Below are 26,732 nucleotides of genomic sequence, written 5' to 3'. Positions count from 1 at the left end.
TTCAGACATGCATCGAATCACCGCCTACTATCAAGCCGACCTCTTCGACGTGGCCGCAACCCGTCGGATTGAAAGAGCCGCCGCAGCAAAGTTACCTGCGCATGCCCTGATGCGCCGCGCCGGCCTCGCTGTGGCGCGACTCGCCGCGGCACTTCATCCGCACGCCCGCGCGATCTGGATTGCCTGCGGCCCCGGCAACAACGGCGGAGATGCCTTCGAGGCCGCTGCGCAATTGCGCGAGCGCAGCTTTCATCCCATCGTGACTTTTGCAGGCGACGAAGCCCGCCTTCCAGACGACGCCAGAGATGCGTTGGCGCGCGCCCGAGCCGCGGGGGTTCCGATCCTCGAGGACGCGCCCACTGAGCATGACCTGGCCATCGATGCCCTCCTCGGACTTGGCGCCACCAGGGCGCCAGAAGGCCGCATGGCGCAATGGCTCACGCAGATCTATGGCGCAGGAAAGCCGGTGTTGGCCGTGGATCTTCCATCCGGCCTGGATGCCGACACCGGTCATTGCAGCTTCGACTTCGGCCCGGGCGCGCCGGGCCAGCGCCACTGCCTGAGCCTGCTGACACTCAAGCCGGGGCTGTTCACAGCCCATGGCCGCGATGCTGCGGGCGCCGTATGGTTCGACGATCTGGGCTGTTCTTCCGATGGCGAAGCGCCTTGTGCCCGACTCGCCGGAGAGCCCACGTTTCGCCCGCGTGCGCATGCCTCGCACAAGGGCTCCTTTGGTGACGTGGCCATCCTGGGTGGAGACCAGGGCATGACTGGCGCAGCGGTGCTTGCGGCGACTGCCGCGCTGCATGGCGGCGCCGGACGGGTGTTCCTGGCCTTGCTCGACCCGCGGCCGCCTTCGCTCATCGAGCCATGGCCCGAACTGATGCTGCGCAGGCCGGAGCAACTGGCGTTGGAACACCTGACCATCGTCTGCGGTTGTGGCGGCGGCGACGCCATCCGCACTCATCTCGCGCGCGTGCTCGCGCAAGCCCCTCGACTCGTACTTGATGCAGACGCCCTCAATGCCATCGCGGACGACGCTGCGCTAGGCACATTGTTGACGCAGCGCAGCCAACACCGGTTGGCGACAGTCATGACGCCCCATCCCTTGGAGGCGGCGCGCCTGCTGGGCTTGTCCACGGCTGTGGATGTGCAAGCGGACCGCCTTGCTGCCGCAGCAAGCCTGGCCAGGCGCTTTCAGGCTACGGTCGTACTCAAAGGGTCAGGGACCGTCGTTGCCTCGCCAAACGAGGTGCCGACGATCAACCTCACTGGCAATGCGCGCTTGGCCACCGGCGGCACTGGCGATGTCCTGGCGGGAATGATCGGTGCGGCCCTGGCTTCAGGCCTTCCTGCTTTGCAAGCTGCACAGGGGGAAGTTTGGCGCCATGGCGCCATCGCCGACGCCTGGCCTCATGACAAGCCACTCACCGCAGGGGCACTTGCAGCGACCTGACAGGGCTTAACGCTGGCTCAGCCACGCCCCACGAAGGGCATCTTGGTGGCCATCACCGTATGGAAGAGCACATTGGCCTCAAGCGGCAGATTGGCCATGTAGAGCACGGACTGTCCGACTACCGACACATCCATCAGCGGCTCTACGGCGATCTCGCCATTGGCCTGGGGCACGCCCTTGGCCATTCTCGAGGCCAGTTCGGTCATGGCATTGCCGACATCGATCTGCCCCACGGCGATGTCGTACTTGCGCCCGTCCAGCGACGCTGTCTTGGTCAAACCCTGAACGGCGTGCTTGGTCGCCGTGTAGGCCGGCGAGTTGGGGCGCGGCGCAGAGGCCGAGATCGAGCCGTTGTTGATGATCCTGCCGCCCCTCGGGTTCTGCGTCTTCATCACGCGGAAGGCGTGCTGGATGCAATAGAACATGCCGCTCAGGTTGATGTCGACCACGGCCTTCCATTGCTCAGGCGTCCAGTCTTCGAAAGGCCCGGGCGGATTGCCGACGCCGGCGTTGTTGAAAAGCAGGTCCACGCGGCCAAAACGACTCACAGCGGTCTTGAAGAGCGTTTCGACCGAAGCAGGATCGGACACATCGGTAGGCACAGCAACGGCGCGTTCGCCCGCACCAGACTCTTCGGCCACCGCCTTCAACGGCTCGGCCCGGCGCCCCGCCAGCGCGACGCGCCAACCGTCGCCCAGCAAGGCCAGCGCCGCGGCGCGGCCAATGCCGGTGCCGGCGCCGGTGACGATGGCAACTCGTTTGTCGGGAGTGGGTTCGGTCATGTGCAGATATCTCCTGGTTTTCTTTGAGGCATGAAAGCTTAGCGGCGCGCCGTGCGCCCCTTGCCCTTCATCTTGCCGGTGGCCTTCTTGACCGCGCTGCGCAGCGCCTGAATGGGTGACGCGGGCGCACGCTTGGCCTCGCCTTTGAGGCGGCCGGAGCGCTTGTCAGCCGCCTTGGTCGGCACGCCCGTGGGTATCGAGCCCTTGTCCTTGCCGGCTCGATGCTGCAACTCTTCTCCCTCGCGCACGAGGCGGAAGTCGATTCGGCGACCGTCGAGGTCCACGCGGCTGACCTGCACTCGCACGCGCGAGCCGATGGCATAGCGGATACCGGTGCGTTCGCCACGCAATTCCTGGCGCGCCTCGTCGAACTTGAAATATTCGCCGCCAAGTTCGGTGATGTGAACCAGCCCTTCCACGTACATCGCATCCAGCGTGACGAAGATGCCGAACGTGGTGGCGGCCGTGACCACACCGCCATATTCCTCGCCCAGATGTTCGCGCATGTACTTGCACTTGAGCCATGCTTCGACATCGCGACTGGCCTCGTCGGCACGACGCTCGTTGGCGCTGCAATGCAGTCCCGCAGCCTCCCAAGCCTGGACTTCCTGCGGCGAGGCCACGGCCGGCTTCGAGGCGCCGCGCGATTGCGGTGGCTTGACGCGTGCCGCCAGCCGCTTGGCCAGCTTGGCATGCGCCTCCCCGGGCGTAGGCAACATGGGCAACTGGTACTTAGTGCGGCCCATGATTGCCTTGATCACGCGGTGTACCAGCAAGTCCGGGTAGCGCCGGATGGGGCTGGTGAAATGCGTGTAGGCCTCGTACGCCAAGCCGAAGTGGCCGCTGTTGATCGGCGTGTAGATCGCCTGCTGCATCGATCGAAGCAGCATGGTGTGGATCTGCTGCGCGTCGGGCCGCTCCTTGGTGGCTTCTGCCACCGCCTGGAACTCGGCCGGACGCGGCTCGTCGCTGATCGACATGCCGACGCCCATCGCCTTGAGATAGTTGCGCAGCACCTCTTTCTTTTCGGGCGTGGGGCCTTCGTGCACGCGATACAAGCCCGGATGCTTGCCTTCAGCGATGAAGTCGGCGCTGCAGACGTTGGCCGCGAGCATGGCTTCTTCGATGAGCTTGTGCGCATCGTTGCGGGTGCGGGGCACGATCTTCTCGATGCGACCAGCGTCGTCGCAGATGATTTGTGTCTCGGTCGTCTCGAAGTCCACGGCACCTCGCGCGGTGCGGGCTTTGAGCAGCGCTCGGTACACGTCGTGCAGGTTCAGCAGATCCTTCACCCGGTCCTTGCGCTTGGCAGCCTCGGGCCCTCGCGTGTTGGCCAGAATCGCGGCGACCTCGGTGTAGGTGAATCGCGCGTGGCTGAACATGACGGCCGGATAGAACTGATAGGCGTGCACTTCGCCCGCCGCGTTCACCAGCATGTCGCACACCATGCAAAGGCGCTCGACTTCAGGGTTCAGCGAGCACAAGCCATTGGAGAGCTTTTCAGGCAGCATGGGAATCACGCGGCGCGGAAAGTACACGCTGGTCGCGCGATCGTAGGCGTCGATGTCGATCGCGCTGCCTGTGGTCACATAGTGGCTCACGTCAGCGATGGCCACCAGCAGGCGCCAACCCTTGCCACGGCCGACGCGCGCGGCCTCGCAATACACGGCATCGTCGAAGTCGCGCGCGTCTTCGCCGTCGATGGTGACCAAGGGCACGTCGGTGAGGTCGACGCGATGCTTCTTGTCGCTTGCCCGCACCCGGTCGGGCAGCGCCTTGGCCTGGGCGAGGCATTCCTCGGAGAACTCGTGCGGTACGCCGTACTTGCGGACCGCGATCTCGATTTCCATGCCAGGATCGTCGATCTCGCCCAGCACCTCCTTCACGCGACCCACAGGCTGGCCGAACAGGGCGGGCGGTTCCGTCAGTTGCACCACCACCACCTGACCGACCTTGGCGGGACCGGTGGCGCCCTTGGGAATCATGACGTCCTGACCGTAGCGCTTGTCTTCCGGCGCGACGAGCCAGATGCCGCCTTCGTGCAGGAGCCGGCCAATGATCGGCTGCTCGGAACGCTGCAGGATCTCGACCACTCGCCCCTCCGGACGCCCTCGCCGATCGTGCCGCACGATGCGCGCCTTGACGCGATCCTTGTGCAACACGGCGCGCATTTCATTGGGCGGCAGATAGATATCTGCATCTCCGTCGTCACGCACCACGAACCCATGGCCATCGCGATGACCCTGGACGACTCCTTCAACTTCTTCCGACAGCCCGCCGGATTGGCCTAGATTTTTGATATGATTCCTCTCGTTCCTGAAATTCAACGTGTGTTGCAGGTAGACCCTCAAGGTTAACTCAGCAACACGCATGCCCAGGTGGCGGAATTGGTAGACGCACTAGTTTCAGGTACTAGCGAGTAACATCGTGGAGGTTCGAGTCCTCTCCTGGGCACCAAACACCAAGTCCCCTGTAGGTCTTTCTTGCAGGGGATTTTTGATGATGGGCTTGCCCGCATTCAGGAATACATCAGCCCAGGTGGCGGAATTGGTAGACGCACTAGTTTCAGGTACTAGCGAGTAACATCGTGGAGGTTCGAGTCCTCTCCTGGGCACCAAGCTCTCAGCAAGCTTCAGAACAGACCCCGTAGATCCATGATCTCCGGGGTTTTTCTTTTTCACGAGGCCGTGGCGGAGCCGCCACATCGCCAACCTTTCACCGCCCTCACGAACTGGCGCGCACCACCAGTTCGAAGCCCACGTCCACGCACGCCCGCTCCGGTAGCCCGCCTCGCATCAACGTGAGCAGCATCCTCGCCGCCGATTCGCCGATCTCCCGGCGCGGGGTGCGTACCGTCGTCAAGGGCGGCACCATCTGGTCGCTGCCGGTCAGATCATTGAAGCCGGCAATCGCAATCTGCCGCGGCACTTCGATGCCCATGCGTAGCGCTGCCAGCAACGCACCCTGCGCAAGATCGTCGTTGTTGAAGAAGATCGCATCCACAGCCGGCCTGACGCTGACGATCTGCTCGAACATCGCGGCGCCCAGCGCCAGTGATGACGGCGAGGCGTTCAGCCACTCGAGCGATGGCGCATACAGGCCAGCGCGCTCCATCTCGAGCCGCCAGCCTTCCTGACGGCTTATCGTGCGCGGATCGAGCTGGGCGGCTGCAAACGCGATGCGCCTGCGGCCTCGCCCCAGCAAGTGGCGCGTCATGGCTGCGCCTGCCTCCTGCTGCGAAAAGCCGACGGAATGGACGCCCTTGTCTGGCGCTATGTCCATGGCGTGCACGCACGGAACGCCGCTGGCTTCAATCAACGCACGGGTCGCCCTGTTCTGCTGCAGGCCAGTGACGATGAGCCCCGCCGGCCGATGCGGAAGCTGCTCTCGCAGCAATTGCTCTTCCTCGCCTTCGCGATAGTTGGTCACGCCAATCAACATCTGAAAGCCTGCCGCTCGCAGTACACCCTGCGCAGCGTCGATCAGGTCGACGAAGAGCGCATTCGAAAGCAGCGGGATCAACACCGCCACATGCGTGCCGGAACGCGATGCCAGGGCGCGCGCGGCCGGATCTGGCACGTAGCCGAGGCGAGCAGCAGCCTCTTTGACCTTGGCGACCAGCTCAGGCGCCACCGCCCGCTCACCGCGAAGGGCTCGCGAAACAGTGATCGGGCTGACGCCCGCGACGCGCGCGACGTCCGCCAACGTGACTCGCCCGCTGGCCCGCGGACGCAATGGATTGACGCTCATGATTCGGGCAAACCCCTAAGACAACGGCATGGTTAAACTATAGGATAGCGCTATCCCAAAAGCCCTCACTAAAGGGCAAACCCTTCCCAAGAGACAAAACTTCACACGCATTGCGTCTTTGGACCGAACTGGTGGTTCTGGCGCCCAATTCGGATAGCGCAATCCAATATGCAAGCATCCTCCTTAGTCGTGATGGGCGTCGCCGGCTGCGGAAAGTCGAGCGTCGGTCATGCAGTGGCGCAGGCGCTCGGCTGGTCGCTGATTGAGGGCGACGACTTCCATAGCCCGGCCAATCGGGACAAGATGAGCCGTGGCGTCGCGCTGACCGACGAGGATCGCGCCGACTGGCTGTCGGCGCTCGGTCAGCAGATCGGCGGATCCGACACCCCGGTCGTACTCACCTGTTCTGCGCTCAAGCGCGCCTACCGCGACGGTCTTCGGCAGGCCAATCCGAAGGTGCTTTTCCTGTTCCTCAAGCTTGATCGCGCGAGTGCTGCGCAGCGCGTCGCTTCGCGCGGCGAACACTTCTTCTCTCCTGCCCTGGTGGACAGCCAGTTCGCCGCGCTGGAGGAACCGGACGCCGAAGCCGGCGTCCTGACCGTTGACGCCACGGCCTCCCTCGCACGCATCACCCAGGAAGCAGTGCGCTGGCTCGAACAGAACGACAGCCAAGTCAACTCAGCCCCGGAGAAAACATGACCTCCCCTGAATCCCAAGCTCCCGTCGGCCGAGCCCAGCGCACGCTGAACATTCTTATGGCCGCCTGCCTCGCCGTGATGGCACTGGCGGTCTTCATCAACGTGGTCCTCCGCTACGGCTTTGGCAGCGGCATCGCGGCCAGCGAAGAGCTGTCGCGACTCTTGTTCGTCTGGATGGTGTTCATCGGCGCAACGGCCGCCTATCCGGCCGGCGAACACATGGCCTTCACCGGGCTCGTCGGGCTGCTGCGCGACCGGCCCGCCGCCTTCATGGCAATGACGGTCCTGATTCGCCTGCTGGTCATCCTGGGCTCAAGCCTGGTGGCGTGGGGCGCGTGGCAACAAGTCGTCGTGGGGATGGGCAGCCGCTCGGTGGTGCTCTCCTATCCGACCGCGCTCCTGCCTCTGCCCGCTCTGCTCTGCTCTGCCGCGATTGCCTTGATGGCCTTGCGCCAGCTGTTGGTTGGCGAGCCCCTGGACCTGGGCCACGCCCACGAAGCGGAGTAATGCAATGAGCAGCGAAGCCTTGGCGTTCATCGTCTTCTGCGGCGGCATGCTGGTGCTGATGGGCATCGGCATGAACATGGCCCTTGCGCTGGTGCTGACCGGCGCCGGCATGGCCTGGGTACTCGGCTTCTGGGACACCCAGTTGCTCGCGCAGAATCTTGTCGCAGGCGTTGACAGCTTTCCCCTGCTGGCCGTGCCCTTCTTCATCCTGGCCGGCGAACTCATGAACGCCGGCGGCATCAGCCGTCGGATCATCGACATGGCGCAAGCCTGGGTCGGCCACATCCGCGGCGGCCTGGGCTACGTCGCCATCGGCGCGGCAGTGCTGATGGCCAGCATGAGCGGCTCGGCGCTGGCCGACACCGCCGCGCTGGCGACCATCCTGCTGCCGATGATGCGCAAGGAAGGCTATCCGCTCAGGACATCGGCCGGCCTGCTGGCATCCGGCGGCATCATCGCGCCGATCATCCCGCCATCGATGCCCTTCGTCATCTATGGCGTGACCACCAACACGTCCATCTCCGCACTGTTCCTGTCAGGCATCGTGCCCGGCCTGCTGATGGGCGTGGGACTGATCATCACCTGGCGTCTCGTGCTCGGTCGCCTCGAGATGCCGCACGGCAACCCCATTCCCATGGGACAGCGCCTGCGAGCCACTGCGAGGGCGTTCTGGGCCATGCTGATGCCGGTGATCATCATCGGCGGCATGAAGAGCGGTCTGTTCACACCGACCGAGGCTGCAGTCGTTGCTGCCGTGTACGCCCTGTTCGTCGCCTTCTTCGTCCACCGCGAGATGAAGGTCGCCGAGCTCGAAGGCGTGCTGGTGCGCGCTGCCCGCACGACCGCCATCGTCATGTTCCTGTGCGCTGGCGCCCAAGTGGCCAGCTACATGATCACCCTGGCGGATCTGCCGGGCGTTCTGACCGGCTGGCTTGGCCCGCTGATCGAGCAGCCGCGGCTGTTGATGCTGGTGATGATGATCGTGCTGGTGCTCGTCGGCACGGCGCTCGACCTGACGCCCACCATCCTGATCTTCGCGCCAGTCATGCTGCCAATCGCCGTCAAGGCCGGCATCGACCCTGTGTACTTCGGCCTCATGTTCGTGCTCAACGGAACCATCGGCCTCATCACGCCGCCCGTGGGCACCGTGCTCAACGTGGTGGCGGGCGTGGGGCGGCTACCGTTGTCGGAGGTCATCCGCGGCGTCAACCCGTTCCTGCTGACCTACACGCTGCTCTTGCTCCTGTTCGTCGCCTTCCCGCAGATCGTCACCTTGCCGATCGCGTGGATGCGCTGAGTTGCTTCGTTCATTCCGCTTTTTCCGTCACCCAAGGAGACTTCCATGACGCTCACCCGACGCGCCCTGTGCGCCACCGTCGCAGCCGCAGCCCTGGCTGCCCCATTGCTTGCTCAGGCACAGGACATCAAGCCGCGCCTGATCCGCTTCGGCTATGGCCTCAACGAGAACAGCAACCAGGGTCGCGCTGCCAAGTTCATGGCGCAGCAGATCGAGAAGAACTCAGGCGGCAAGATGAAGATGCGCGCCATCGGCGCAGCTGCCCTGGGCCCGGACACCCAGATGCAGCAGGCCCTGATCGGCGGCGCGCAGGAAATGATGGTCGGTTCCACCGCGACGCTGGTCGGGATCACCAAGGAAATGGCCCTGTGGGACACGCCGTTCCTTTTCAACAACGCCAAGGAAGCTGACGCGATCCTCGACGGCCCCGTCGGCCAGAAGGTGATGGACAAGCTGCAGGAGAAGGGTCTCGTCGGCCTGGTCTACTGGGAAAACGGCTTCCGCAACCTCACCAACAGCAAGCACCCGGTGGCCAAGGCCGAAGACCTGGGTGGCATCAAGCTGCGCGTGATGCAGAACAACGTCTACCTCGACAGCTTCAAGTTGCTGGGCGCCAACGCCATTCCCCTGCCCTTCTCCGAGCTCTTCAGCGCGCTGGAAACCAAGACGGTGGACGGCCAGGAAAATCCGTACAACACGATCCTGTCCAGCAAGTTCTACGAGGTGCAGAAGTACCTGAGCGTGACCAACCACGTGTACAGCCCGTGGATCATCCTGGCCAGCAAGAAGTGGTGGGACGGCCTGAGCAAGGACGAGCAGAAGGTGCTGCTCGACGCTGCCGTCGCCGCGCGCGACTTCGAGCGCAAGGACACCCGCGAAGAAGGCGCGAAGGCACTGGCCGACCTGAAGGCCAAGGGCATGCAGATCAACGAAGTGCCGGCCTCCGAAGTGGCGCGCATGCGTGAAAAGCTGGCGCCGGTCAACACTGCCATCGCCAACGAGGTCGGCACCGGCCTGTGGCAGGAAACGCAGGCCGCGCTCGCCGCGCTGCGCAAGTAGGCAAGACGAAAGCGCCGCGCTGGCGCTTTGCCCTGCCGCTCCTCAGATCGGCAGGGCGACCAGATCGTGGCCCTCGGTGGCCACGACGCGAGCACGGGTGAACTCACCCACCTTGAGTTGCTTGCTGATCTTCTCGGGCGGCAGCAGGCGGACCACGCCGTCGATCTCGGGGGCGTCCGCATAACTGCGACCCACCCCGCCTTTGCGGCCCAGCGCGGGGGCCGAATCCACCAGAACCTGCATCGTCGCGCCGATCCGGCGGCGCAAGCGCTCGGCCGATACGGACTCCGCCACTTCCATGAAACGCGCACGGCGCGCCTCGCGCTCCTTCTCGGGCAGCATGCCGGGAATGTCATTGGCCGCCGCTCCCTCCACGGGGCTGTAGGCAAAGCATCCCGCGCGGTCGATCTGCGCTTCACGCACGAAGTCGAGCAGGTGCTCGAACTCTTCTTCCGTCTCGCCGGGAAAGCCGGCGATGAAGGTGCTGCGGATCACCAGTTCGGGGCAGAGCTCGCGCCAGCGCGCCAATCGATCCAGGTTTCTTTCGCCTGAAGCAGGCCGCTTCATGCGCTTGAGCACGGCGGGATGGCTGTGCTGGAAAGGCACATCCAGGTAAGGAAGGACGTGGCCGCTGGCCATCAGCGGAATGACTTCGTCCACGCTGGGGTATGGATAGACGTAGTGCAGTCGGACCCAGGCGCCATAGGGCTCGGCAATTTCGCCCAGCGTGCGGACCAGTTCCAGCATGCGCGTCTTGACCGGCTTGCCGTCCCAGAAGCCGGTGCGGTACTTGACGTCGACCCCGTAGGCGGATGTGTCCTGGCTGATCACCAGCAGTTCTTTCACGCCGCCTTCGAACAGAGCCTTGGCCTCCTTGAGCACGTCACCCACCGGACGCGACACGAGGTCGCCTCGCATCGACGGAATGATGCAGAAGGTGCAGCGGTGATTGCAGCCCTCGCTGATCTTCAGGTAGGCGTAGTGCTTGGGGGTGAGCTTGATGCCCATCGGTGGCACCAGGTCCGTGAACGGATCGTGCGGCTTAGGCAGGTGCGCATGCACCGCATCCATCACCTCCTGGGTGGCGTGCGGCCCGGTCACGGCCAACACGCTCGGGTGCATCTGCCGAACGAGATTGCCGCCGTCCTGGCCGCTCTTGGCGCCCAGGCAGCCGGTGACGATCACACGCCCGTTGTCCGCCAGCGCCTCGCCAATGGTGTCCAGGCTTTCCTTGACGGCGTCATCGATGAAGCCGCAGGTGTTGACGATCACCAGGTCAGCTCCTTCGAAGGTCTTGGCGGTCTGGTAGCCCTCGGCGCTGAGCTGGGTCAGTATCAGTTCGGAATCGGTCAGGGCCTTGGGGCAGCCCAGGCTCACGAAGCCTACCTTTGGGATGGCAGCTTCTGAAGTGGTCTTTTCGTGGGTGGCGAGTTCGCTCATGGGCCGTATTGTCCCAGGAGTGGCGGACGAAGGCACTTCTGGGCGCCATCGACCGTGGAACCCGTGGCGGTGCTATGGGCCCAAAAGGCCTTGGCCGCTCAGTTCGGCCGCTTGATGCCGAAGGCGCCCAGCACCTGCTCGGTGTTCTTCTGCATCTGGTCTTGCAACTGCTGAAGCGCCGTCTTCGATTGCTCTGCGTAGCTGCCCCAGAAATTCTGCAAGAGCGGCGACTGCATCGACATGAAGCGGGCCCAGCTTTCGGGCGTCAGGGTTTCCGCCCGGTCCGCCATCTGAGACTGCATCTCGGTCATCGCCTGGATGTTCTTCTCAAGATAGGGCCCCATGTAGCCCTGCAGCGCCTGCCCATAGAAGCGGATGATGCTGGCCAGCACCTGTTCGCTGAACATGGGCGTGCCGCCGGCCTCCTCTTCCAGAATGATCTGCAGCAGGATGCTGCGTGTCAGATCGTCGCCGGTCTTGGCGTCGCGCACGACAAATGCTGCTCGCTGCATCACCAGTTGCTTGACCTCGGCCAGCGTGATGTACGAGGAGGTCTCCGTGTCGTAAAGCCGCCGGTTCGGATACTTCTTGATCACGCGCTGCGCCGGTTTGGCGCCAGCCTTCTTGCTCTGCACAGAGAACTCCTTTAGATATCACGGATGCCCGAGGGCGCGAGCCATTCTAGGGAGCGACTTTGCTGCGCCGCGCCAAGGTTTTCCCTCTCCGGGATTCCATCAACCCAGCGTGCAAGCGTACTCTGCGCCGCAGACCTTGCAGTGTGCGGTTTCTGCCCGCTCCTGGTCGGCAAGCCGGAACTCCAGAAGGTGCTTGACGCCGTTGAACACCCAGCAGCGCGGGCAGTGCTCGTGCCCGGCCATCGGCAGGTAGGCCCGAGCGCGTTGCTCAGCGCGTTCGCGCGTCACGGGCACGCCATGCCGTTCCGTGCGCGCCACATCTTCGGCCGCCATGGTTTCGGCGCGACCGTTGGCGCGATCGTTGAGGCCGTAGACCACGCGGGCGAATTCCAATGGTGCCTGCCGGACGAGCGCGGCCAACCGCTCGCTTGCAGGCTCATCGAATTCGCTGTTGGGATCGGAAGACTGCATGATGGGCAGCATCTGTGGCCGTGAAATTTCCGCCAAGGTAACACAACCGGTGCTTCGTCAACCAGCGCCATCTGTAGGAGAAATGCGTCGCTGCGATCGAGCAGACCCACAAGAGCAAGGGCGCTCGAATTCGTGCCGAACGGCGGCCCAAAAATGCCAAAGGGCCCGTCGTTGCCGACGGGCCCTTTGGGTGCAATTCTGGTAGGCGCGAGTGGATTCGAACCACCGACCCCCACCATGTCAAGGTGGTGCTCTAACCAACTGAGCTACGCGCCTGGGAAGCCTCGCAGTATAGCAAAGAATTTGGCCCTCAATCAATCAAGGCCTAAAATCAACGACGCCGAGCCGAACGAACGCCCGAGACGGCGCGCACCGTTCCGAGCACTTGCGACAGTCGATTCGCATCCGTGATCTCGATGGTGAAAGTCATCCACGCCGTTCCTCGCACCGACTGGGTCTGCACGCCGATCACGTTCATCTTCTCGCGTGCGAACACGTCGGAGATGTCACGCAACAGGCCCTGTCGGTCGGCGGCTTCCACCGCCACGTCGACGGCGTAGACGGCGCCCACGTCGCCTTTGGTGTTGCCCCAAGCGACTTCGATGTCACGCTCAGGATGACCGCTCACCATGGTGCGGTAGTTGCTGCAGTCCTTGCGGTGGATGCTGACGCCATGCCCGCGCGTGACGAATCCACCGATGGCATCGGGAGGCGCAGGCCGGCAGCACTTGGCCAACTGCGTCATCAGCGAAGAAACGCCCACCACCAAGACGCCACCCGACGACTTGTCGGACGCACGCGACTTCTTGATCGACACGCCCTCATCCGCGGGCGGCGCTGGCTCTGCCGGACGCAGCAACGTCTCGATGCTGCGCAGCGAAAACTCATCCTTGCCCACCACCTCGAACAACTGGTCGGCCGTCTTGAAGCCAAGGCGTGCAGCCAAATCGTCGAGCTTGAGCGCTGTCTTGCCTTCGCGCTGCAGCAGCTTTTCGACCGCCTCGCGACCACGCGCGATGGTCTCGTGGGTCACCAGGGCGTTGAACCAGGCGCGCACCTTCGCACGCGCCCGATTGCTGGCCAGGTACCCAAGCTCGGCATTGAGCCAATCGCGCGATGGCCCGCCTTCCTTGGAGGCGATGATCTCCACCGTCTGGCCGTTGGACAGCGGCGTATTCAACGGAACCATCGCGCCGTCGACGCGCGCACCTCGGCAGCGATGCCCCAGGCTGGTGTGAACGCTGTAGGCGAAGTCAACCGGGGTTGCGCCCTGCGGCAGCTCGACGATCGCGGCGTCGGGAGTGAGCACGTAGATCCGGTCGTCGAACAGCCCCTTGGCCTGCTCGCCGCCGGACAGGTCACGTTCCCACGCCAGCAGCTGGCGCAGCACTGCAATCTTGGCGTCGTACTCCCCGCCAGCCCATACGCCCGCGTAACCCTTAGTGCCGGCTTCCTTGTACGCCCAATGCGCCGCTACGCCGTGTTCGGCATGCTCGTGCATCTGCTCGGTGCGGATCTGGATCTCGATCGGGCGCCCCCCCGCCCCGATGCCCATGCCGGATCCGCCGGCAGGCGCCGACTCTCGAACCACGGTGTGCAGCGACTGGTAGCCGTTGGGCTTGGGCCGCGCGATGTAGTCGTCGAACTCTTCGGCGATGGGCTGGAAGCGCGAATGCACCCACGCCAGCACCGCATAGCAGTCCTTCACGTCAGCCACAACCACGCGCAAAGCCGTGATGTCGAAGACCTGAGCGAAGTCCAGGGACTTGCCGCGCATCTTCTTGACGATGCTGTAGATGTTCTTCGGCCGCCCCTGAACCGTGGCGCGGATGCCTTCGGCGGCCAGGTCCTGTTCGAGTTGCAGCCTGAGTTGCTCGACGTAGCCTTCGCGCTCGGCCCGCTTCTCTTCCAGCAACTGGGCAATGAGCTTGTAGGTTTCCGGTTCGAGGAAGCGGAAGGAGAGGTCTTCCAGTTCCCACTTGACCTGCCAGATGCCCAGGCGGTTGGCCAGGGGCGCGAACACTTGCAACGACTCGCGCGCGAGGTTTTCCGGCACCGGCGTCTTGATCTGCGCGGCATAGCGCAGCGTCTGCAGCCGCGAGGCCAAGCGCAGCATCACCACGCGAAGGTCGCGCGAAAACGCCAGCAGCATCTTGCGCACGTTTTCGGTCTGCGTTCCCGCGCCTTCCAGCAGGTGCCCGGCGCCAGCCGCAGTGCGCGCCTGGGCCTGCACCTGGACGAGCTTGGTCGTCTCCACAGCCAGGGAGGCGAAGTTGTCGCCAAAGACCTTGGCAATGACTTCCTGCGGGCGATTCAGGTGCTGGCAGGAATAAACCAGATAGCTGGCCGCTTGCATGGCCTCGGAGCCACCCATGTGGGCAACGATGGCCGCCACCGCGTCCGCATGCGCCAGGGTGTTCTCCCCGGTATCGAGCGTTTCATCTGCAATGAGCGGAGCAGCAAAGGCTCGCGCACGGGCGAGCATGTTCTCGACCGGAGACAGCTCGGCCGTGGCGGCTGAAAGCGCGGTCTCGGCCATGGCCCCATCGGCCGCAACCACCGCGCTAGAAGAAGAGCGTGCCAAAGGCCTGTTTCCCCTGTAGTCAGTGAAGGAGGAAGTCGGCGACCACCTGACGCTGATTCAAGGCGACCAGCGTGGGCGCATGGCCCACATTCTCGAACTCGACCAGGCGGGCGCGCGGTCCGCGCTCAGTCATGGCTTGCGCCGTGGCGCTCGACAAAAGATCGGACTGAGCGCCGCGCAACAGCAAAGTGCGAGCCTGGATGGCGTCGTACAGCGCCCACATGATCGCCTCGCCTTGCGAGATGGCCTCGGGCGTCAGCGCACGGATCGGCTCGCCGATGGCGGGGTCATAGTGAAGCACGTAAGGCCCGCCTTGCTGTTCCGCCACAACCTTCGAGCGACCGTCGGCACTGCGCGACGAGGCTGCCACCAGCATGGGACGCGACAAAGCCAACCACTCCTCGGGCGTATGCGCGCCAAAGCCGGTCGACAGGGCCCACATGGCGTCGGCCGCCTGCTGCACGCTGTCATAGCTTCCACTCTTGCCGACGTAGGCGCCGATGCGCTCGATCGCCTCGCGATTGACGACGGGGCCGACATCATTGAGCACCAGGCGGCGGATCGGAGCCGGCATCGGCAACTGGGTATTTCCGGCAATGCCCATTCCGATCAGCCCCCCCATGCTGGTCCCCACCCAATCCAGGGACTCGATGCGGCTTGCCGCGTGCAGCTGCGTCAGCATGGCAAACACGTCTGCCGCATAGGTCGGCACTTGATACGCGTTGGGATCGCGCAGCCAATCGCTCTGTCCGCGACCCACGATGTCGGGACAGGCGATGCGAATGCGGCCATTCGAGCGCTCAAGAAGCGTCCGCGCCAGCGCGTCGAAGTCCCGGCCCTGGCGGGTCAAGCCATGCACACAGACGACCAGATGAGGCGCCTGCGCGTCGCCCCAGAGCCAGTACGCCATGCGGTGGCCGTCCTGATTGTCGGGACACGCCACGAATTCGAGCTGGGGTTCTGTCATGTTCTCGGGCAGCGTGTGACCATAATGTTCTCGTTGCATCTTATTCAATCTCCGGAGTTCGTTCACATGCTCAAAGGCAAAACTGCGCTCGTCACCGGTTCCACCAGCGGCATTGGCCTGGGAATCGCAAAATCGCTCGCCGCCCAAGGCGCCAACATCATCGTCAACGGTTTTGGCGACTCCAAGACACCCCAGGACGAGCTTGCGGCACTAGGCGTAAAGGTGGCCTACCACGGTGCCGACATGAGCAAGCCGGCGGACATCGAGGACATGATGAAGTTCGCCGCCAGCAAGTTCGGGCGCGTGGACATCCTGGTCAACAACGCCGGCATCCAGCATGTGTCGAACATCGAGGATTTTCCGCCGGAGCGCTGGGACGCCATCATCGCCATCAACCTGAGCAGCGCCTTTCACACCACCCGCCTGGCCATTCCGGCCATGCGCGAGGCCAACTGGGGCCGCGTGCTCAACATCGCCTCGGCGCATGGGCTGGTGGCCTCGGCGGGCAAATCGGCCTACGTCGCAGCCAAGCACGGCATCGTCGGCATGACCAAGGCGGTGGCGCTTGAAACGGCTACGACCGGCGTGACCTGCAATGCGATCTGCCCGGGCTGGGTGCTGACTCCGCTGGTCCAAAAGCAGATCGACGACCGTTCGGCCCGAGAAGGCATCACCGTCGAACAAGCCCAGAAGGACCTGTTGGGCGAAAAGCAGCCTTCGCTGCAATTCACGACCGTCGATCAGCTGGGAGGTCTGGCTGCGTTCCTGTGCTCGCCGGCTGCGGACCAGGTACGAGGAGTGGCCTGGCAGATGGATGGCGGCTGGACGGCCCAGTAAGCCCCGTCCGGCAGAACCAAGTTGGGCGCTGCCGGCGCCCAACTCAGACGGTCCTACTTCAGCTGGACCGAGCCGTTGACGTTGACCACCACATTGGCCTTGCCCGGTTCCACGGGGACAGGCGCATCGGCGGAAGCAGACGCCGCCATGGGCGCCCGCATGGCCATCACCTTCGGCATGGGCGAGCCTTGGTTGACTGAAACCTCGCGCAAGGTGTAGCCGGAAAAGCCAAATCCCTTGGCCAACTCTTCCGCCTTTTTCTTGAAGGCGGCGATCGCGAGGGTCTGCGCCTCGGTCTCGGCCTTGTCGCTCGCCTCCGGGCTCAGCGCAAAGGCGATGTTGCTCACGGTCAGCGTACTCACACGGCCCGCCGCCTGGGTGACGCGAGGAAAGTCCCGTCCCTGGAGCACCAGTTCGGCGTTTCCTTCCCAGCCATTCATGGCGCCGTCCCGCGTGTAGCGAGGATGCAGATTGAAGTTTCCGGTTCTGACATCCATCTGCCCGGCCTTCGCGTCCGGGCGCACGGCTGCCAACGCACTGTCCAGCGCCTGCTTCAACTCGGCCTGAACGCTTGTCGCATCCGTCCCGTTCTTGTGGGCGCGCAAGGTGATGCTGAGCAGATCCTGCTGAACCTCTACGCTGCCATCGGCCGACAACTGCAGCACGTTCATCGGGGGCGGGTTCGCGCCCGGCTGTGCCATGGTGGCCACCGTCGCCCACATGGCGACGCAGGCAAAGGCTGCTTTGGTAATAGCTCTCAAACCGAAAAGATCCCTTCAAAAAGTTTGTCCGTCATACAGACGAAGTGCGGGCAGTGGCGGGCTTCAACGCGCGATCGACCTTCCGCCGTCCTCCGCCAGCGGAAGCCCAGACGCAGCGTCCGGCCCCGAGCCGGACCTGCCCTGCATCCAGTGGGTACGCACCTGCTCGCGCAGTTTGGCCAATTCGGCAGGCGTCAGGTGGTAGCCATCCGAATCCTGCGCGGCCACCGGACTGTCGGCCTGGGAGACAGACACGCCGGTCACGGCGGCGCCCGCCCGCTGGGCCGCTCCCTGCTGGCGCGGCAGTTCGGCGGCCCCTGCAACCGTGGTCGCCAGGGTGCCAGCCAGCAAAACGGTCATCGAAAGCACGTCCGCACGGAGCATGGCTTGTCCAATTCCATCGAAAGTATCAAAGGAACCGACTTTGCCATCCAAAGGTGTCCGCTTGATCCTCCGACCGAATAAGACCGCAAGTTTTGTAACTTTGCGTTAATCCGAGATCAAATGGTCGTCAATTGCCCAACTTCGGCTACAGAATCGACGCTGTTACAAATTCAGTGTTGTTGAAATGACTCAGACACCTGCACGCACCGACAAGATCGTGATCGTCGACGACGATGCCCGCATCCGAGATCTGCTGCGCCGCTATTTGACGCAGGAGGGTTTCGAAGTCATCGTGGCCGAAGATGGCAAGGCGCTCAATCGCATCCTGCTGCGCGATACCGTCGACCTGATCGTGCTCGATCTGATGATGCCCGGCGAGGACGGGCTGTCTGTCTGCCGACGGTTGCGCGCGGCCAACGACCGGACCCCCATCATCATGCTGACCGCCAAGGGCGAGGATGTGGACCGCATCGTCGGTCTGGAAGTCGGCGCCGACGACTACCTGGGCAAGCCCTTCAACCCGCGCGAACTGCTGGCCCGCGTGCACGCCGTGCTGCGTCGCCGCCCGCCGATGGAGGCACCCGGCGCGCCGTCCACCGACAACGAGACCGTCACGTTCGGCCCCTTCAGCTTCGACCTGGGCTCGCGCACGCTGCGCAAGGACGGCGAAGAGGTGTCGCTGACCACCGGCGAATTCGCGATGCTCAAGGCATTGGTGCGCCATCCGCGACAGCCACTGTCGCGGGAAAAGCTGGCGCAACTGGCGCGCGGCCGCGAATTCGAACCGTTCGACCGCAGCCTGGACGTGCAGATCTCCCGCCTGCGCAAGCTGGTCGAAACCGATGCCGCCGCTCCGCGCTACATCCAGACGGTGTGGGGCGTGGGCTACGTGTTCGTGCCGGACGGCACGACCTGATGCCCGTGGCCGCAAGCGGCCCCCAGACGACCCAGTCCAGCCCTCTTGCGGAAGAGGGTTCGGCAGTCACGGTTTCCAGCCCGTTGGCCAATGCCGCTGGCCCGCGCAGGCGGCGCTTGCGTCTAGGGTTGAGTCTGTTCTGGCGGACCTTCTTCCTGCTCGCCCTTCTGTTGGTGGGCAGCACCGTCGCGTGGCTGCAAACCTTCCGGCAGCTCGAATACGAGCCCCGCGCCATCGAAACAGCCCACCAGATCGCCTCGCTGGTCAACCTGACCCGGGCGGCGCTGGTCTATTCGGACGCCATCACGCGCGTCTCGCTGATCAAGACCCTCGCCGAGCAGGAGGGCGTGCGCATCGTGCCGCGCGAGCCGACCGACCGGTTCGTCTCCTACGCCAACGGGACCCTCGACGTGCAGGTCACCGAAGAGTTGATCGCCCGGCTCGGCCCGGGCACGACCGTGGCCAGCAGCGTGAACGACGAGGCCGGCCTGTGGGTGGGCTTTGCCATCGAGGGCGACAACTATTGGCTGCTGCTGGATCCGGCGCGTTTCACACGCCTTGGCGGACGCACCTGGCTGGTCTGGCTGGCGACGGCGATGGGCTTGTCGTTGGCTGGCGCTGCCCTGATCACGAGCTTCATCAATCGACCGCTTAGCCAGCTCTCGCGCGCTGCGCGCCAGTTGCGCGAGGGCGAATACGAAGTCGAACGCCTGGACGAAGGCGCGCGTACCGCGGAGATCCGGGCCGTGAACATCGGCTTCAACCGCATGGCCGACCAGTTGGCCAAGATCGAGCAGGATCGAGCCGTGATGCTCGCAGGCATCTCGCATGATCTTCGAACCCCGTTGGCACGGTTGCGGCTGGAGACCGAGATGAGCGTCGCCGACGAAGATGCTCGCGCCCACATGGCAGCGGACATCGCGCAGCTCGACGCGATCATCGACAAGTTCCTGGACTACGCCCGGCCCGACCACGTCGACTTCAAGCCGGTCCAATTGCGCGATGTGATCGACGCCTGCTGCTATGCGCTCAAGGACCAGGAGGATGTGCGGATCGGTGTGGAAGTGTCGCCCGACCTGCGCGTGATGGCCGACGAAACCGAGTTGATCCGCGTGATCTCGAACCTGCTGGAAAACGCTCGCCGCTACGGAAAGACACCTGGAACCGACGCCACCCGGGTTTCCATCCAGGCGCAGGCGCACAACGACGCGGTGCTGATCAAGGTGCGCGACTATGGCCCGGGTGTCGCACCAGCCATGCTTTCGCAGCTCACCAAGCCCTTCTTTCGAGGCGACGTCGCGCGAACCTCTGCCGCCGGCGCTGGATTGGGGCTGTCCATCGTGTCCAAGAACATCGAACGGATGGGCGGCACCTTTGCGCTCACCAGCACACCAGGCCGTGGCTTGGCGGCGCACATCCGGCTGCCGCGGGCTGCGTCGATTCGAGCCAGCGCTACGCCCTCGCCAGCCAGCTCGACGGGGTCTCAACCGCCGAGCGGCACAGGCCAGGCCGGCAAGCCCCCACAGGCAGCCTGACGCCCGGGCCGGGTCGGCTTCAACGGTGAAGCAGAACGATGGCGCGCGCCTCCATGGCGCGGCCCTCGCCCACCGGGCCCATCTTCTCCGCTGTCTTCGCCTTGACGTTGACGCGTTCGGCCGGAATGCCCAGGCCCTTCGCAATGCGCTCGCGCATGGCCGGAATGTGCGGCGCCAGCTTGGGCGACTGGGCGACGATGGTGCTGTCGACATTGCCGATCAGCCAGCCCTCGTGTCGCACGCGCCTGGCCGCCTCGGCAAGGAGAACCATGGAATCCGCACCACGGAACGCCGGATCAGTGTCCGGGAAGTGGCGCCCGATGTCCCCCAGGCCCGCTGCGCCGAACAGCGCATCGGTAATCGCATGCAAGAGAGCATCCGCATCCGAATGGCCGAGCAGGCCCGCATGGTGCGCAATCTCGACGCCGCCGAGCACCAGCGGACGGCCGGCAACCAGTTGGTGAACGTCCCAGCCTTCGCCGACGCGGATGTCCATCGGGCTCATCTGGAACCCCTCGCACGCAGGACCGCCTCGGCCAGTTCGAAGTCCTCGGGATACGTGACCTTGATGTTCAGCGAACTGCCGTTGACCAGGAGCGGCGAAAGGCCGAGTGCCTCAATGGCTCCAGCCTCGTCGGTCACGGCGTCGCCGGCCTTTTCCAGTGCATCCTGCAAGATACCCAAGCGAAACATCTGCGGGGTTTGCGCCAGCCATTTGTCGGCGCGGGTCAGTGTGCTTTGAACCCGGCCTTCGGGGGTTGCCGCCTTGAGTGTGTCGGCAACACGAAGCGCCAGCAGACCACCGACGGCGTCGTGTTCGCAGGCTGCGACGAGGGCCTCGATCTGTGAAGGCGCCAGCAGGCAGCGCGCTGCGTCGTGCACCAGGACCCAGTCGCTGGGCTTGGCTCCCAAGCGGCGCAGTGCCTGCAGGCCGTTGCGGACCGACGCGGCGCGGGTGATGCCACCCACTTGCAGCAGTCGCTCGTTGGCGTCGCGCGGAAACGCCGGCAACGCGCTCGCCACTTCGGCGTCGCCCGGTGCCACCACGAGGGCCAACGTGGCCAGGCGATCCGTCACTGCCCGGAACGCCTCCAGCGTGTGCGCAACCAGGGGCCGCCCGGCCAGGCGCCGGTATTGCTTGGGCGTTCCGGCGCCGGCGCGACTGCCGTTGCCGGCACAAGGAATGAGAACGTGCAGGTGCGTAGGGTTAGGAGCGTGCATGCGGTGCGTCAGAGTTGGGGGCATTCTAGAATTGGTGCCGACTCATACACCCCGCTCCCCTTCGGCGCGGGGTGTTCTGCTTTGTTTGTCCAGTCACCCTCATGGATCTGCCTTCCATCGCACCCGGCAAGCGCTTCACCCTGCCCCGCCCTCCGCTGTCCGCCGACGCCCTTCTGCTCGCACGGCTTGCCGAACGCGAAAAGACAGCTGGCCGCGCGACAGCCGTGTTTGCCGCCGACGCCAATGATGCTCAGCGCCTCCTGGAAGAAGTGGCCTTCTTCGCGCCGGAGTTGCGCTGCGCCCTGTTCCCGGATTGGGAAACGCTGCCCTACGACAGCTTTTCACCCCATCAGGACCTGATCAGCGAGCGACTGGCCACCTTGTGGCGCATCAGCCAGCGCGAGGCAGACTTGGTGGTGGTGCCGGCCACGACGGCGCTATACCGTCTGGCGCCGCCGGCTTTCATGGGCGGCTACACCTTCCACTTCAAGACGGGGCAGAAGCTCGACGAAGCCAAGCTGCGCAGCCAGCTCACCTTGGCCGGCTACAACCATGTGACCCAGGTCGTCAGTCCGGGCGAATACGCGGTCCGCGGGGGCCTGATCGACCTCTTCCCGATGGGCTCGTCCATGCCGTTTCGGGTCGACCTGTTCGACGACGAGATCGACTCGATCCGCACCTTCGACCCCGATACGCAGCGCAGCCTCTATCCGGTGCCTGAAGTGCGCCTCCTGCCTGGCCGCGAGTTTCCGATGGACGACGAGGCGCGCGCGCGTTTTCGCAGCCGCTGGCGCGAACTGCTCGAGGGCGATCCGACCAAGAGCCGCATCTACAAGGACATGGGCAACGGCGTAGCTACAGCCGGCATCGAGTACTACCTGCCCCTCTTCTTCGAAGAAACCGCCACCGTCTTCGACTACCTGGGCGAAGCGGCCACCGTGGTGCTCCATGGCGAGCTGGAATCGGCTTTCCAGCACTTCTGGCAGGACACGAACGAGCGCTACCGGCTGGTGCGGGGGGATCCCGAGCGTCCGACCCTGCCGCCCGAAGCCCTCTTCCTCACCGCCGAGCAGTTCCACACCTGCGCCAAGCCGTACGCCCAACTGGCGATTCGCGGCGGCCCGGGCGAAGATGCGGCCCCGGCCTACGCAGAGTTCGATCGCCTGCCCGACCTGTCGGTCGTTCGCGGCGCCGAGGATCCGCTGTCGCGCCTGAAAGAGCATCTGGCTGCCAGTGCGAATCGGATGCTGGTACTTGCCGAGAGTGACGGCCGACGCGAAAGCCTTCTCGACTTCCTGCGTGCCAGCGGCGTTCAGCCGCCGGCCTTCGACAGCCTTGCCGAGTTCCAAGCCGACGGCAGCGAGAAAGTGGGCATCGCCACCGCCGCACTGGCTGCGGGATTCGCGTGGCGCGAGCGGGGCATCGACTTCGTCACTGAGACCGAATTGTTCGCAGCCGCGCCCGGCACGCGTCGACGCAACAAGCGCCAGGAGCAAGTCAGCGATGTCGAGGCGCTGATCAAGGACCTGTCCGAGCTCAAGGTGGGCGATCCGGTGGTGCACAGCGCGCATGGCATCGGTCGCTACCGCGGCCTCGTGAACATGGACCTCGGCCAGGGCACGGACGCCGAAGGCAGGCCACTGCTGCAGGAATTCCTGCACCTCGAATATGCCGACAAGGCCACGCTCTACGTGCCGGTGAGCCAGTTGCACCTGATCAGTCGCTACACGGGCGTCAGCGCGGACGAAGCGCCACTGCACAAGCTCGGCTCGGGCCAATGGGAAAAGGCCAAGCGCAAGGCTGCCGAGCAGGTGCGCGACACGGCGGCAGAACTGCTCAACATCTATGCCCGCCGCGCCGCGCGCGAGGGCTTCGCGTTCCGCTTCTCGCCACAGGACTACGAGACTTTCGCCAACGACTTCGGCTTCCAGGAGACCGCCGACCAGCAAGCGGCCATCCACGCCGTCATCCAGGACATGATCTCTCCGCGGCCGATGGACCGCCTTGTGTGTGGCGACGTCGGATTCGGCAAGACCGAGGTCGCACTGCGTGCCGCATTCGTGGCGGTGACCGGTGGCAAGCAGGTGGCGTTTCTCGCGCCGACTACCTTGCTGGCCGAGCAGCACTATCAAACGCTGGTTGACCGCTTCGCCAAGTGGCCGGTGAAGGTGGCCGAGATGAGCCGCTTCCGCTCGACCAAGGAGATCACGGCTGCCGCCAAGGGCTTGGCCGACGGATCGGTCGACATCGTCGTGGGTACGCACAAGCTGCTGTCGGAAAGCGTCAAGTTCAAGAATCTCGGGCTGCTCATCATCGACGAGGAACATCGCTTCGGCGTGCGCCACAAGGAGGCGATGAAAGCCATGCGGGCCGAGGTGGACGTGCTGACGCTCACCGCCACCCCGATCCCGCGCACGTTGGGCATGGCGCTCGAAGGTTTGCGCGACCTGTCGGTGATCGCCACCGCGCCGCAGCGGCGCTTGGCCATCAAGACCTTTGTTCGCAGCGAGAACAATGGCGTGATCCGGGAGGCCGTGCTGCGCGAACTCAAGCGCGGGGGGCAGGTCTACTTCCTGCACAACGAGGTCGAGACCATCGAGAATCGCCGCGCCAAGCTGGAGGAACTGTTGCCAGAAGCCCGCATCGCGGTGGCGCATGGCCAGATGCCCGAGCGCGAACTGGAGCGGGTGATGCGCGACTTCGTGGCACAGCGCTTCAACCTGTTGCTGTGCTCGACCATCATCGAGACCGGCATCGACGTGCCAAGCGCGAACACCATCGTGATGAGCCGCGCCGACAAGTTCGGCCTGGCCCAACTGCATCAATTGCGAGGGCGCGTGGGGCGCAGTCACCATCAGGCCTACGCCTACCTCATGGTGCCCGACCTCGACGGACTGACCAAGCAAGCCACGCAACGTCTGGAGGCGATCCAGCAGATGGAAGAACTGGGCTCCGGCTTCTACCTGGCCATGCACGACCTGGAAATTCGTGGAACCGGCGAGGTACTGGGCGAGAACCAGAGCGGCAACATGATGGAGATCGGCTTCCAGCTCTACAACGAGATGCTGTCGGAGGCTGTGCGCTCGCTCAAGGCAGGCCAGGAGCCTGACTTGCTCTCACCCTTGTCGGCCACGACGGAGATCAACCTGCACGCGCCCGCCCTCCTGCCTGACGACTACTGCGGCGACGTGCACCTGCGCCTTTCCTTCTACAAGAAGCTCGCAACCGCCAAGACGCCGACGCAAATCGATGCGTTGCTCGAAGAAATCGTCGACCGATTCGGCAAGCTGCCACCACAGACTCAAACCCTGATCGACGTCCATCGCCTGCGTGTGCTGGCTCGCCCCTATGGCGTGACCAAGGTGGATGCAGCGCCGGGCGTCATCAACATCACGTTCAAGAAAGATCCGCCGGTCGACCCGATGGCGATCATCGGCCTGATCCAGAAGAACCGTCACATCAAGCTGGCTGGCAACGAGAAGCTGCGCATCGAGCGCGAACTCAAGGAGCCCAAGGACCGCGCACAGATGGTGCGCGACGTGCTTCGCAGCCTCGGCCAGCCGACCACGCAAGAAAGCATCCCTGCATGAATGACAGATATCCAGCGACCGAATTTGCCCCCGGGCTCGTCGTCCAGCGTTTTGCGCCGCCGCTGCGGCTCTCGGACTTTCGCCTGATTGCCTTCGACATGGACTCGACGTTGATCAACATCGAGTGCATCGACGAAATTGCCGATGCGGTGGGCAAGAAGGCTGAAGTGGCCGCCATTACCGAAGCCACGATGCGAGGAGAGATTGCCGATTTCAAGGAAAGCCTGCGCCGCCGCGTCGCTTTGCTCAAGGGCGTGCCAGTGGCTGCGCTTCAGCAGGTCTATGACGAGCGCCTGCGGCTCAATCCTGGCGCGGAGCAACTGGTGCATGCCTGCAAAGCGCAAGGACTGAAGGTGCTGCTCGTCTCTGGCGGCTTTACCTTCTTTGCGAACCGTGTTCGCGACCGACTGGGAATCGACTTCGCCCGATCCAACCTGCTGGACGAAGCGGGCGCTCATCTGACGGGCCGGGTCGTGCAACAGAGTTGGGGAGACATCTGCGATGGTGCGGAAAAGCGCCGCACGTTGCTCGAAGTCGCCTCGCTCATGGGCATCTCGCCTGGCGAATGCATCGCCGTCGGTGATGGCGCCAACGACCTGCCGATGATGGGCGAGGCGGGGCTCTCGGTGGCCTACCACGCCAAGCCCAAGGTCCGAGAGCAAGCGATGGTGGCCATCAATGAAGGCGGACTGAACCGCCTGCTGGACGTATTGCTTTGAGGACGAGCCCGCCCTACTACTGATAGGACAGCGTGAACGTCGCGACGGCCTTGAGTGTCCCCGCGCGAAGCGCTCCGGTGCGGATGTAGCGGGCAGTCAGCGGAATGTTGAACGTACCCCCGGAGGCGAACGTTGGGCCGACATAGAACTGATTGGTATTGCCCGATGCTGCGGAGTCGGGACCGAACTTGACCGGCGAACCGCTGCGGAGCACTTGGACCCCAATGCCCTCCGCCGTCGCGCCGCTCGCCATCTTCAACACGTCGGTGCGATTGCTGATATCGGCCGCGTCCGTCAGCGTCATAAAGACGTTCAAGGACTTCTGGCAGTCTGCAGTCAGTTTGAATGACTTGGAGGCCCCGGTCGTCCCCACACCCGCTTGAAACTGACTTGCAGTAGCCTCGCCGAGATCCACCACGAGATTGTTCTGAGCGATCGTGCACGTTCCCGCCGAGATGGAGCCGCTGACCGCGCCGGACAACATGCCCGGTTTCGCCCAGGCGCCAGCCATGTCCGAGGACCGCAAGGTAATCTTGACCTTAGGTATTGATGTCAATGCACCAGGCGTCACACCGACCGTCGATGTCCGGACAAACTCGGTCACGATCGTGAAACTCCGAGGCTGGTATGTACCGGGTATCAAATTGAATGCGCACGAAAATGTCGTCGCACCTGTTCCGCGCAGAATGACGTCGTTGGCAGAGCATTCCGGCGCACTGACCGTATAGCGCACGCCCACGCCCTCCAGGTTGGTCGGGTACACGTCATCGAATCCGCTCACCGGCGCGGCGTCAACCCTGAGATCCGAGTAGCTGGTGTAGTTCGTAGTCACCGGAGATGCCCAGTCGCGGCAATTCAGGGTTGACGAGTTGAGGATGGTCGTGCCGATGCGGGTACCGGGACTCTCGTTGGCTGGCGTGGTGACGTTACCGGCGCTGACGGAGTCGTTGCCATCGAAAAAATCGCAATCTCCATATGCAAAGGCGGAAGAGCCAGTCAGCAGCAAGAACAAGGGAAGCAGCGCCTGAAAGAGCCACCGCCGAACAGAAGCTGGGTGGCCGCGCCTCGGGGCCCGGACTTTGCCCGGCTCAATGATTGTCTTCATGGTATTCCCTGAATAGAT

General features: G+C 64.3%; 23 protein-coding genes and 3 tRNA genes. 12 read left to right on the top strand and 14 right to left on the bottom strand.

What is annotated here, in order from left to right; genetic code table 11:
* Positions 1-7 precede the first annotated feature (7 nt).
* Positions 8-1,456, top strand: a complete 1,449-nt coding sequence (locus tag QTH91_RS07450) for an NAD(P)H-hydrate dehydratase (protein WP_286659351.1) — start codon at positions 8-10, stop codon at positions 1,454-1,456.
* A gap of 17 nt (positions 1,457-1,473) precedes the next feature.
* On the opposite strand, the gene QTH91_RS07445 is transcribed toward QTH91_RS07450, so the two are convergent.
* Positions 1,474-2,238 carry an SDR family oxidoreductase gene (locus QTH91_RS07445; protein ID WP_286659350.1) on the bottom strand — a complete coding sequence of 255 codons (765 nt, stop codon included), beginning with the start codon at positions 2,236-2,238 and terminating at the stop codon, positions 1,474-1,476.
* A gap of 38 nt (positions 2,239-2,276) precedes the next feature.
* Positions 2,277-4,610 carry a ribonuclease R gene (rnr, locus tag QTH91_RS07440; protein ID WP_286659349.1) on the bottom strand — a complete coding sequence of 778 codons (2,334 nt, stop codon included), beginning with the start codon at positions 4,608-4,610 and terminating at the stop codon, positions 2,277-2,279.
* Between rnr and QTH91_RS07435 the strand changes: the two genes are divergently transcribed.
* Positions 4,611-4,695, top strand: a tRNA-Leu gene (locus tag QTH91_RS07435).
* Positions 4,696-4,770: 75 nt separating this feature from the next.
* A tRNA-Leu gene (locus tag QTH91_RS07430) sits at positions 4,771-4,855 on the top strand.
* 107 nt (positions 4,856-4,962) lie between these two features.
* On the opposite strand, the gene gntR is transcribed toward QTH91_RS07430, so the two are convergent.
* Positions 4,963-5,988, bottom strand: a complete 1,026-nt coding sequence (gene gntR, locus QTH91_RS07425; RefSeq protein ID WP_286659348.1) for an HTH-type transcriptional regulator GntR — start codon at positions 5,986-5,988, stop codon at positions 4,963-4,965.
* A 168-nt stretch (positions 5,989-6,156) separates the two neighbouring features.
* Between gntR and QTH91_RS07420 the strand changes: the two genes are divergently transcribed.
* The 4 genes from QTH91_RS07420 to QTH91_RS07405 are packed head-to-tail and all read left to right on the top strand — an operon-like array spanning position 6,157 to position 9,549.
* Entirely contained in the window at positions 6,157-6,687 is a 531-nt protein-coding gene (locus QTH91_RS07420; protein ID WP_286659347.1) for a gluconokinase, read from the top strand.
* The gene (locus QTH91_RS07415) at positions 6,684-7,193 is read left to right on the top strand and encodes a TRAP transporter small permease subunit (protein ID WP_286659346.1); all 510 of its coding nucleotides are present in this window, start codon (positions 6,684-6,686) and stop codon (positions 7,191-7,193) included. The genes QTH91_RS07420 and QTH91_RS07415 overlap by 4 nt, the downstream gene beginning before the upstream one ends.
* 4 nt (positions 7,194-7,197) lie before the next feature.
* On the top strand, positions 7,198-8,490 hold the full coding sequence (locus QTH91_RS07410) for a TRAP transporter large permease (RefSeq protein ID WP_286659345.1): 1,293 nt from the start codon (positions 7,198-7,200) through the stop codon (positions 8,488-8,490).
* Between the two features lie 45 nt (positions 8,491-8,535).
* Complete coding sequence (locus QTH91_RS07405; protein WP_286659344.1) at positions 8,536-9,549, top strand: TRAP transporter substrate-binding protein; 1,014 nt, start codon at positions 8,536-8,538, stop codon at positions 9,547-9,549.
* A 42-nt stretch (positions 9,550-9,591) separates the two neighbouring features.
* Here the strand turns inward: QTH91_RS07405 and rimO are convergent, their stop codons facing one another.
* From rimO to QTH91_RS07375, 6 genes are all read right to left on the bottom strand, one after another.
* Positions 9,592-10,989 (bottom strand): 30S ribosomal protein S12 methylthiotransferase RimO, encoded by a 1,398-nt coding sequence (rimO, locus tag QTH91_RS07400; RefSeq protein ID WP_286659343.1) that lies wholly within the window; start codon positions 10,987-10,989, stop codon positions 9,592-9,594.
* A gap of 98 nt (positions 10,990-11,087) precedes the next feature.
* A complete protein-coding gene (gene phaR, locus QTH91_RS07395) occupies positions 11,088-11,624 on the bottom strand; it encodes a polyhydroxyalkanoate synthesis repressor PhaR (RefSeq protein ID WP_286659342.1) in 537 nt (178 codons plus the stop codon).
* 99 nt (positions 11,625-11,723) lie between these two features.
* The gene (locus QTH91_RS07390) at positions 11,724-12,095 is read right to left on the bottom strand and encodes a hypothetical protein (RefSeq protein ID WP_286659341.1); all 372 of its coding nucleotides are present in this window, start codon (positions 12,093-12,095) and stop codon (positions 11,724-11,726) included.
* A 199-nt stretch (positions 12,096-12,294) separates the two neighbouring features.
* Positions 12,295-12,371: transfer RNA gene (locus tag QTH91_RS07385), tRNA-Val, on the bottom strand.
* 55 nt (positions 12,372-12,426) lie between these two features.
* Complete coding sequence (locus tag QTH91_RS07380; RefSeq protein ID WP_286659654.1) at positions 12,427-14,634, bottom strand: RelA/SpoT family protein; 2,208 nt, start codon at positions 14,632-14,634, stop codon at positions 12,427-12,429.
* A gap of 64 nt (positions 14,635-14,698) precedes the next feature.
* The gene (locus tag QTH91_RS07375; protein ID WP_286659340.1) at positions 14,699-15,685 is read right to left on the bottom strand and encodes an alpha/beta fold hydrolase; all 987 of its coding nucleotides are present in this window, start codon (positions 15,683-15,685) and stop codon (positions 14,699-14,701) included.
* A 27-nt stretch (positions 15,686-15,712) separates the two neighbouring features.
* Between QTH91_RS07375 and QTH91_RS07370 the strand changes: the two genes are divergently transcribed.
* Positions 15,713-16,483, top strand: coding sequence for a 3-hydroxybutyrate dehydrogenase (locus QTH91_RS07370; protein ID WP_286659339.1), 771 nt, complete (start codon positions 15,713-15,715; stop codon positions 16,481-16,483).
* A 53-nt stretch (positions 16,484-16,536) separates the two neighbouring features.
* Here the strand turns inward: QTH91_RS07370 and QTH91_RS07365 are convergent, their stop codons facing one another.
* Positions 16,537-17,244 (bottom strand): SIMPL domain-containing protein, encoded by a 708-nt coding sequence (locus QTH91_RS07365; protein ID WP_390367208.1) that lies wholly within the window; start codon positions 17,242-17,244, stop codon positions 16,537-16,539.
* A gap of 63 nt (positions 17,245-17,307) precedes the next feature.
* Positions 17,308-17,628, bottom strand: a complete 321-nt coding sequence (locus QTH91_RS07360; protein WP_286659338.1) for a hypothetical protein — start codon at positions 17,626-17,628, stop codon at positions 17,308-17,310.
* A 184-nt stretch (positions 17,629-17,812) separates the two neighbouring features.
* Here QTH91_RS07360 and ompR point away from each other — a divergent pair, with 184 nt between their 5' ends.
* Together ompR and QTH91_RS07350 are read left to right on the top strand one after the other, a co-directional pair.
* Positions 17,813-18,544, top strand: a complete 732-nt coding sequence (gene ompR, locus QTH91_RS07355) for an osmolarity response regulator transcription factor OmpR (protein ID WP_286659337.1) — start codon at positions 17,813-17,815, stop codon at positions 18,542-18,544.
* Positions 18,544-20,079, top strand: coding sequence for a sensor histidine kinase family protein (locus QTH91_RS07350; protein ID WP_286659336.1), 1,536 nt, complete (start codon positions 18,544-18,546; stop codon positions 20,077-20,079). Before ompR ends, QTH91_RS07350 begins: the two co-directional genes overlap by 1 nt.
* Before the next feature lie 19 nt (positions 20,080-20,098).
* Here the strand turns inward: QTH91_RS07350 and ispF are convergent, their stop codons facing one another.
* Positions 20,099-20,575 (bottom strand): 2-C-methyl-D-erythritol 2,4-cyclodiphosphate synthase, encoded by a 477-nt coding sequence (gene ispF / locus QTH91_RS07345; RefSeq protein ID WP_286659652.1) that lies wholly within the window; start codon positions 20,573-20,575, stop codon positions 20,099-20,101.
* Between the two features lie 5 nt (positions 20,576-20,580).
* Positions 20,581-21,300 (bottom strand): 2-C-methyl-D-erythritol 4-phosphate cytidylyltransferase, encoded by a 720-nt coding sequence (gene ispD, locus QTH91_RS07340; RefSeq protein WP_286659335.1) that lies wholly within the window; start codon positions 21,298-21,300, stop codon positions 20,581-20,583.
* Between the two features lie 101 nt (positions 21,301-21,401).
* On the opposite strand from ispD, the gene mfd reads away from it, so the two are divergent.
* Together mfd and serB are read left to right on the top strand one after the other, a co-directional pair.
* Complete coding sequence (mfd, locus tag QTH91_RS07335) at positions 21,402-24,890, top strand: transcription-repair coupling factor (protein WP_286659334.1); 3,489 nt, start codon at positions 21,402-21,404, stop codon at positions 24,888-24,890.
* Positions 24,887-25,609: a phosphoserine phosphatase SerB gene (gene serB / locus QTH91_RS07330; protein ID WP_286659333.1), complete on the top strand. Its 723-nt coding sequence runs from the start codon at positions 24,887-24,889 to the stop codon at positions 25,607-25,609. The genes mfd and serB overlap by 4 nt, the downstream gene beginning before the upstream one ends.
* A gap of 16 nt (positions 25,610-25,625) precedes the next feature.
* On the opposite strand, the gene QTH91_RS07325 is transcribed toward serB, so the two are convergent.
* A complete protein-coding gene (locus tag QTH91_RS07325) occupies positions 25,626-26,714 on the bottom strand; it encodes a fimbrial protein (protein ID WP_286659332.1) in 1,089 nt (362 codons plus the stop codon).
* Between the last annotated feature and the right edge of the window lie 18 nt (positions 26,715-26,732).

The organism is Variovorax dokdonensis (assembly GCF_030316895.1).
GTDB lineage: Bacteria > Pseudomonadota > Gammaproteobacteria > Burkholderiales > Burkholderiaceae_C > Variovorax > Variovorax dokdonensis.
This window is presented reverse-complemented; position numbering and strand designations above follow the sequence as displayed.

Coding starts and splice junctions, on each gene's coding strand:
- QTH91_RS07415 (WP_286659346.1), top strand. CDS start 6,684: ATGACCTCCCCTGAATCCCAAGCTCCCGTCGGCCGAGCCCAGCGCACG.
- gntR (WP_286659348.1), bottom strand. CDS start 5,988: ATGAGCGTCAATCCATTGCGTCCGCGGGCCAGCGGGCGAGTCACGTTG.
- QTH91_RS07405 (WP_286659344.1), top strand. CDS start 8,536: ATGACGCTCACCCGACGCGCCCTGTGCGCCACCGTCGCAGCCGCAGCC.
- serB (WP_286659333.1), top strand. CDS start 24,887: ATGAATGACAGATATCCAGCGACCGAATTTGCCCCCGGGCTCGTCGTC.
- rimO (WP_286659343.1), bottom strand. CDS start 10,989: ATGAGCGAACTCGCCACCCACGAAAAGACCACTTCAGAAGCTGCCATC.
- QTH91_RS07350 (WP_286659336.1), top strand. CDS start 18,544: ATGCCCGTGGCCGCAAGCGGCCCCCAGACGACCCAGTCCAGCCCTCTT.
- QTH91_RS07390 (WP_286659341.1), bottom strand. CDS start 12,095: ATGCAGTCTTCCGATCCCAACAGCGAATTCGATGAGCCTGCAAGCGAG.
- QTH91_RS07380 (WP_286659654.1), bottom strand. CDS start 14,634: ATGGCCGAGACCGCGCTTTCAGCCGCCACGGCCGAGCTGTCTCCGGTC.
- QTH91_RS07445 (WP_286659350.1), bottom strand. CDS start 2,238: ATGACCGAACCCACTCCCGACAAACGAGTTGCCATCGTCACCGGCGCC.
- QTH91_RS07410 (WP_286659345.1), top strand. CDS start 7,198: ATGAGCAGCGAAGCCTTGGCGTTCATCGTCTTCTGCGGCGGCATGCTG.
- ispD (WP_286659335.1), bottom strand. CDS start 21,300: ATGCACGCTCCTAACCCTACGCACCTGCACGTTCTCATTCCTTGTGCC.
- mfd (WP_286659334.1), top strand. CDS start 21,402: ATGGATCTGCCTTCCATCGCACCCGGCAAGCGCTTCACCCTGCCCCGC.
- ispF (WP_286659652.1), bottom strand. CDS start 20,575: ATGGACATCCGCGTCGGCGAAGGCTGGGACGTTCACCAACTGGTTGCC.
- QTH91_RS07450 (WP_286659351.1), top strand. CDS start 8: ATGCATCGAATCACCGCCTACTATCAAGCCGACCTCTTCGACGTGGCC.
- QTH91_RS07360 (WP_286659338.1), bottom strand. CDS start 17,628: ATGCTCCGTGCGGACGTGCTTTCGATGACCGTTTTGCTGGCTGGCACC.
- ompR (WP_286659337.1), top strand. CDS start 17,813: ATGACTCAGACACCTGCACGCACCGACAAGATCGTGATCGTCGACGAC.
- QTH91_RS07375 (WP_286659340.1), bottom strand. CDS start 15,685: ATGCAACGAGAACATTATGGTCACACGCTGCCCGAGAACATGACAGAA.
- rnr (WP_286659349.1), bottom strand. CDS start 4,610: ATGCGTGTTGCTGAGTTAACCTTGAGGGTCTACCTGCAACACACGTTG.
- QTH91_RS07325 (WP_286659332.1), bottom strand. CDS start 26,714: ATGAAGACAATCATTGAGCCGGGCAAAGTCCGGGCCCCGAGGCGCGGC.
- QTH91_RS07370 (WP_286659339.1), top strand. CDS start 15,713: ATGCTCAAAGGCAAAACTGCGCTCGTCACCGGTTCCACCAGCGGCATT.
- QTH91_RS07420 (WP_286659347.1), top strand. CDS start 6,157: ATGCAAGCATCCTCCTTAGTCGTGATGGGCGTCGCCGGCTGCGGAAAG.